This window comes from Coprococcus intestinihominis (assembly GCF_040096555.1).
GTDB lineage: Bacteria > Bacillota > Clostridia > Lachnospirales > Lachnospiraceae > Coprococcus_A > Coprococcus_A intestinihominis.
In genome coordinates, this window is record NZ_JBBMEK010000219.1 from 1 (window position 1) to 5,642 (window position 5,642).

At 47.6% G+C, this 5,642-nt stretch carries 4 protein-coding genes and 1 tRNA gene; 2 read left to right on the forward strand and 3 right to left on the reverse strand.

Features of this window, described 5'->3' with window-relative positions:
* Positions 1 to 658, forward strand: a 658-nt coding sequence (locus WMO25_RS13980) for an MATE family efflux transporter (RefSeq protein ID WP_349085817.1), incomplete at its 5' end; no start/stop codon positions are given.
* On the opposite strand, the gene WMO25_RS13985 is transcribed toward WMO25_RS13980, so the two are convergent.
* The gene (locus WMO25_RS13985) at positions 607 to 3,459 is read right to left on the reverse strand and encodes an NYN domain-containing protein (RefSeq protein ID WP_349085818.1); all 2,853 of its coding nucleotides are present in this window, start codon (positions 3,457 to 3,459) and stop codon (positions 607 to 609) included. The two genes, WMO25_RS13980 and WMO25_RS13985, sit on opposite strands and share 52 nt — an antisense overlap.
* 156 nt (positions 3,460 to 3,615) lie before the next feature.
* Between WMO25_RS13985 and WMO25_RS13990 the strand changes: the two genes are divergently transcribed.
* Positions 3,616 to 3,703 (forward strand) — tRNA-Ser (locus WMO25_RS13990).
* Between the two features lie 113 nt (positions 3,704 to 3,816).
* On the opposite strand, the gene WMO25_RS13995 is transcribed toward WMO25_RS13990, so the two are convergent.
* Together WMO25_RS13995 and rsmH are read right to left on the reverse strand one after the other, a co-directional pair.
* On the reverse strand, positions 3,817 to 4,704 hold the full coding sequence (locus tag WMO25_RS13995; RefSeq protein WP_349085819.1) for an aldose 1-epimerase family protein: 888 nt from the start codon (positions 4,702 to 4,704) through the stop codon (positions 3,817 to 3,819).
* A gap of 77 nt (positions 4,705 to 4,781) precedes the next feature.
* Positions 4,782 to 5,642 (reverse strand): 16S rRNA (cytosine(1402)-N(4))-methyltransferase RsmH (rsmH, locus tag WMO25_RS14000; RefSeq protein ID WP_349085820.1); only part of this gene is annotated, 861 nt, incomplete at its 5' end.

Genomic DNA, 5,642 nt, shown 5'->3' on the forward strand with positions numbered 1-5,642 from the left:
TACACAGATTATACGCATCGGCCTTCCGCTTTCTCTGCAGGATATGCTATTTTCATGCTGTTCCATGCTGATTGCCCGCTTTGTCGCCGTTTACGGGGACGGCGCTGTAGCTGCGCAGAAAGTCGGCACTCAGGTTGAATCCCTGTCCTGGATGGCTGCCGACGGTTTTATGGCCGCTATCAATGCCTTTATCTCACAGAACTATGGTGCCGGACAGCTGGATCGTGTCAAAGCCGGTTATCGTTCCATCATGAAAATTGTTCTTGTCTGGGGAAGTCTCTGCACATTACTGCTTGTTTTCCTCCCGGGACCGATTTTCAGAATTTTCCTGAACGATGATGCTGTTTTGCCGATCGGTATCGACTATCTGCGCATCATGGGTTTTTCACAGCTTTTTATGTGTGCCGAAATTACAACAGCAGGTGCCTTCGGAGGTCTGGGCAACACCTTGCCGCCTTCCAGCGAAAGCATCCTGCTGACATGTATGCGTATTCCTTTACTTCTTATTCTGACAAAAACCCCCCTTGGCCTTTCAGGCATCTGGTGGAGCATCAGTATCTCCAGCATACTGAAAGGAATCGTTCTTGTCTCATGGTATCTTATTTATCAGCGGCGCCTTTTGTCCGCATCCGCTTCATCTGCTGATATCAGGCCCTGACGGATGGCTTCCATCCGCTCGGCCTCTTCTTCCGGAAGATAATTCAGCAGATAATTGCCTCTCTCCTGATTCTTCTCCAGATGCTCACGGCGGATTTCGACTTTTATCCGCTCGATTTCCTGCCGCAATTCTCTGGCTGACATCAAAAGGCACCCCTGACTTCGGATAATCACCTGCTCAAGGCCATCTGATGTTGCCACGGTTACTTTATACTTTCTTCCGATGGCATGGGCCGTCTTTTCGATATACTGATCTGCCGTCTCTGCCTCCTTTGTAAAAACGACATCAATATTATGCCACTTTGTCACTTCACCCGGAAATCCTTCCACTTTGTAGGCATCAAAAACAAGAATCACCCTCTGGCTTGTATAGCCCTGATAGTTGGACAATGTCTCCATCAACTTGTTGCGTGCAGCGTCCATACTATGTTCCGACAATTCATGCAGATCTTCCCAGGCAAAAATGATATTATAACCGTCCACAAGCAGATAGCTTTCCTGTGCGGTCGCCTGCCGTCTGTTCTCCTGCTGCTTCTTTCCGCCTCGCCAGCTGCCTTTACCGGATGAATCACTCAACCCACCTGTCATTTTCCCTGAAGAGCCTGATACTTCTGAATAACTTGTATCCGCTCCTCTGAATGTACGTTCTTTCTGTGGCTTTCGTCGCTTAATTTCACCATATGTTCTGACAAAAATAGCTTCCAGTTCTTTATCATCCGCCAGAGACGGTGCAATGCTTCGGCTTCTGGCAGCCTTCGCTTTTGCTGTCATCACCGTATCCCCATCCTCAGCACCTGCCGTCTCTCCATCCAGTCCGGCGCCTTCCAGATGCATATAATCTTCCACTTCATACCATGGCACTACAAATCCTGCACCATGGGCACAGAACACAGACCCCGTCGGATTTGCCAGATCCCGCTCCGGATCATAGGCTGATGCCACCAGTACTTCTTCCGTATTATGGCAAGGATAATAGCCCGCCATTGTACAGAACAATCGTCCTGTACCTCCGGTATAGGCAGCCACATCCTTCTGATATTCACGCATTTCTGAAACGGGTGCCATTCCTGTTAATACGGCTGTTTCGCCCTCATTTTCTCCAAGTTCAAACCTGCCGCTCATCTTCTCAATATCCGTCATGGCATGTCCTACCAGACGCTGCGGCAATTCCAGCCTGAAGCGGTAATAAGGTTCCAGCAGAACACTTTCTGCTTTCTGCAGTCCCTGGCGCACCGCTCTGTAAGTCGCCTGCCTGAAATCCCCGCCTTCGGTATGCTTCTGATGTGCTCTTCCCGCAATCAATGTGATGCGCATATCCGTGATCGGCGCTCCCATCAATACGCCTCTGTGAACCTTTTCCTCCAGATGTGTCAGGATCAGACGCTGCCAGTTGCGATCCAGCATATTCTCGCTGCAGACAGTATCGAAGACAAGTCCGCTGCCGGCCTCCAAAGTTTCCATTAAAAGGTGGACTTCCGCATAGTGTCTGAGAGGTTCAAAGTGACCCACACCTTCCACCGGTGCTGCAATCGTTTCCTTATACACAATTTGTCCTGTACCAAATTTTACTTCCAGTCCAAACCGCTCATGGATCATCTGCTGCAATATTTCTGTCTGGATTTCACCCATCAGCTGCACAAGCATCTGTCCTGAAATATCATCCCAGACAATATGCAGTTCCGGCTCTTCTTCTTCCAACTGACGCAATTGATGCAGTACCTTGTGCAGATCACTGCCCTCCGGCAGTTCAACCCTGTAAGTCAGTACAGGTTCCAAAAGGGGCACTACCTGCTCAGCCTCCGCTCCCAGTCCGTCTCCAGCCTGTGTCTGTGTAAGCCCTGTCACTGCACAAACCGTACCTGCTGAAGCTGCATCAACTGTCTCAAACTTTGTTCCATTATATATACGGATCTGATTAACCTTTTCTTCCCATTCACCTGCCGAAGCATCTTTCCCGGATAATGTATCCTCTGCCTCACCCCCGGCTTCCTGTCTTCTCCGTATATGGCCCCGGAGCTGTGCCTTGACCTTCAGGCTGCCACCGGTAATCTTCATATAAGTCAGGCGTCCGCCCTGGGCATCCCTTGCGATTTTAAATACTCTGGCCCCGAATGTCTCCGGATACTGCTTCTCTTCTGTCCATTTTGCAATGCCGTCCAACAACTCCTGCACCCCTGTCAATTTCAGGGCTGAACCGAAGAAGCACGGAAAAACCTTTCTCCCGGTGATCATTCTGCGCACCTGTTCATCCGTCACAGTTCCCTTTTCCAGATAAGCTTCCAGCACCTTCTCATTGCACATCGCCAGATTCTCATTGCGTGCATCTGCTTCTTCGGAAAAATCAATACAACTGTCCCCGAGTCGCTGTCTGATCTCCTCCATCAAAGCCCTTCTGTCTGTCCCATTCTGATCCATTTTATTCACAAAAATAAATGTAGGCACCTCATACCGTGCCAGAAGACGCCACAGTGTCTGTGTATGTCCCTGAACACCGTCTGCACCGCTGATCACCAGCACCGCATAGTCAAGCACCTGAAGCGTTCGCTCCATCTCTGCTGAAAAATCCACATGTCCCGGTGTGTCAAGCAGTGTATACGATCTTCCCCGCATCTCAATTTCGGCCTGCTTTGAGAAAATAGTGATGCCTCTCTCCCTCTCCAGGCTGTAAGTATCCAGAAAAGCATCTTTGTTATCTACTCTGCCCAGCTTTCTGATACTGCCTGTCAGATAAAGAATGCTCTCAGATAGCGTTGTCTTTCCCGCATCCACATGCGCAAGAATACCTAATACTGTTTTACTCATCTATATCAAATCCTTTGTTTTTCATTCAGTGCTTTTTTTATTGTAAACTATTTTCCCAATTCCGCAAAGTACTAATTCCCTTTTTCTGTATTTGTGAAATATTTATGAAAAAGTATTTGAAATTCCATCAAAACCATAGTATAATAGATAGGCACTGGAGACGTATCGAAGTGGCCATAACGAGCTTGACTCGAAATCAAGTTGTCGGGCAACCGGCACATGGGTTCGAATCCCATCGTCTCCGCTATACAAATTGAGGCTGTTACTTCAGAGTAACAGCCTCTTTTCTTTTTCAATGCTGAATTTTTCTTATTTCCAGTCCATTATCCACCATTTCGGATTTTTTCAGGAAAGTTTTCAACCGCCAATCACAATACTATACACCTTTTTAAATGTTTCATCCACATTCAGGCTGTTGATACCCGGTTTATCCTGCAATTCACCTTCATAGCCGAAATTGTCGCATCGTCCGCACCACGGTTCCAGGCACACAAAAGGTGCTCCCGGGGCCGCCCAGATACCAAAATTCGGAAATCCGTCACATAACAGGGTCAAATAATCCGAGCCATCCGGCATAACAATTCCTGCCTGTCTGATCTGTCCGCCGTCAAAAACAAGGGCATCCAGGTCAAAAAGGTCTTTTCTCAGCTGGTATTTGTGATCAGTCAACATCATTGTGTAAACCTTATCCGGCAAACCGGTTCCCGTATTCATGTCGATACGGATAAAATGCAATTCATCCTGATCCTCCGCAAACTTCAGCGCATAATCACTGTATTCCGTATCCGGCAGCACCGGCACATTAAATCCGGGATGTCCGCCAATTGTAAAATGCATCGGGTGGTCACCTGTATTCTTTACCTGCCACTGTATATCCACTTTATCTCCATCCAACCGATGGGTGATCATCAATTCAAAATCAAACGGATAAACCTTTCTTGTTTCTGCATTCGACACCAGTCGATGGGTCACAGAAGCCGGACTTTCTTCAACTCTTTCCAACACATAATCTCTGGCAAAACCATGCTGATCCTGCACATAATGTCTGCCCTGATACAGGTATTCGCCGCCGTAAAACTTGCCTACATTCGGAAAAAGGATCGGTGCCTGCCTTTTCCACCAGGCCGGGTCTCCCTGCCAAATCAGTTCGCGGCTATATTTTTTGTCATAAATGCTGACAAGTTCTGCACCCAAATCATCGATCGTCACGACCAGACGGTCATTTTCCATCTTAAATCTTCCCATATCTATTCGCCTTCTCTTTCTTATGCAATCTATTGATGTATATTTTTATTATCAAACAGCAACATATCCCGCTTGTATCAGCTTCTGACCGCCCATCGGAGTTTTGTGGAATGTGCACGGCTGTTGCATCTGCATTCTTCCGCAGAAGGACGAATCACATCCTTCGCGGCTTCACTGTAAATACCGGCTTTCACATTTTCCTTGAAAGATTTCTTTACCAGTCTGTCTTCTCCTGAATGGAACGTCAAAACAGCTACTCTGCCGCCCGGATTCAACACATCCGGAAGTTTCTGAAGAAAAGCTTCCAACACTTCAAATTCACTGTTCACATCAATACGCAGCGCCTGAAATGTTCTGGCACAGGATTTCTTCACTGCCTCTTTTCGATCTGCAGCCGGTACTCTGACCAACGCCTTTTCAATTAATTCACGCAGTTTTGATGTTGTATCCACCGGATGCCCTTTTTTCAGTTCCTGCATCACAACTGACGCGATCTCTGCCGCATAAGGTTCATCAGAGTTCTCAATCAACATACCCTCAAATTCATCCCTTGTCACATGCTTTAACCGCTCGGATGCAGGCTCTCCCTTTGTCTGATCCAGTCTCAGATCCAACGGTCCGTCATATTTATAAGAAAATCCTCTGTCCGGGTTATCAATCTGCATGGAAGAAACCCCCAGGTCTGCCAGTATAAAATCGAATTTGCCATCTTTTTCGGCTACCTCATCAATATTGGCAAAGTTGATCTTCCGGATCGTCAGTATGTCCGATCCGAATCCCTGATTTCTCAACCTCTCTTCTGTCTTGGCCATCTCAATGGCATCCACATCAAGAGCCGTCAGATGACCTTCGCCATTCAGGCACCTCAACATAGCGGATGTATGCCCGCCATATCCCAACGTAGCATCCAGTCCTCTTTGCCCCGGCTGAATCTGCAG

Excerpts from the sequence above, each read along its gene's own strand:
- WMO25_RS13985 (WP_349085818.1), bottom strand. The coding sequence starts at position 3,459 with ATGAGTAAAACAGTATTAGGTATTCTTGCGCATGTGGATGCGGGAAAG.
- WMO25_RS13995 (WP_349085819.1), bottom strand. The coding sequence starts at position 4,704 with ATGGGAAGATTTAAGATGGAAAATGACCGTCTGGTCGTGACGATCGAT.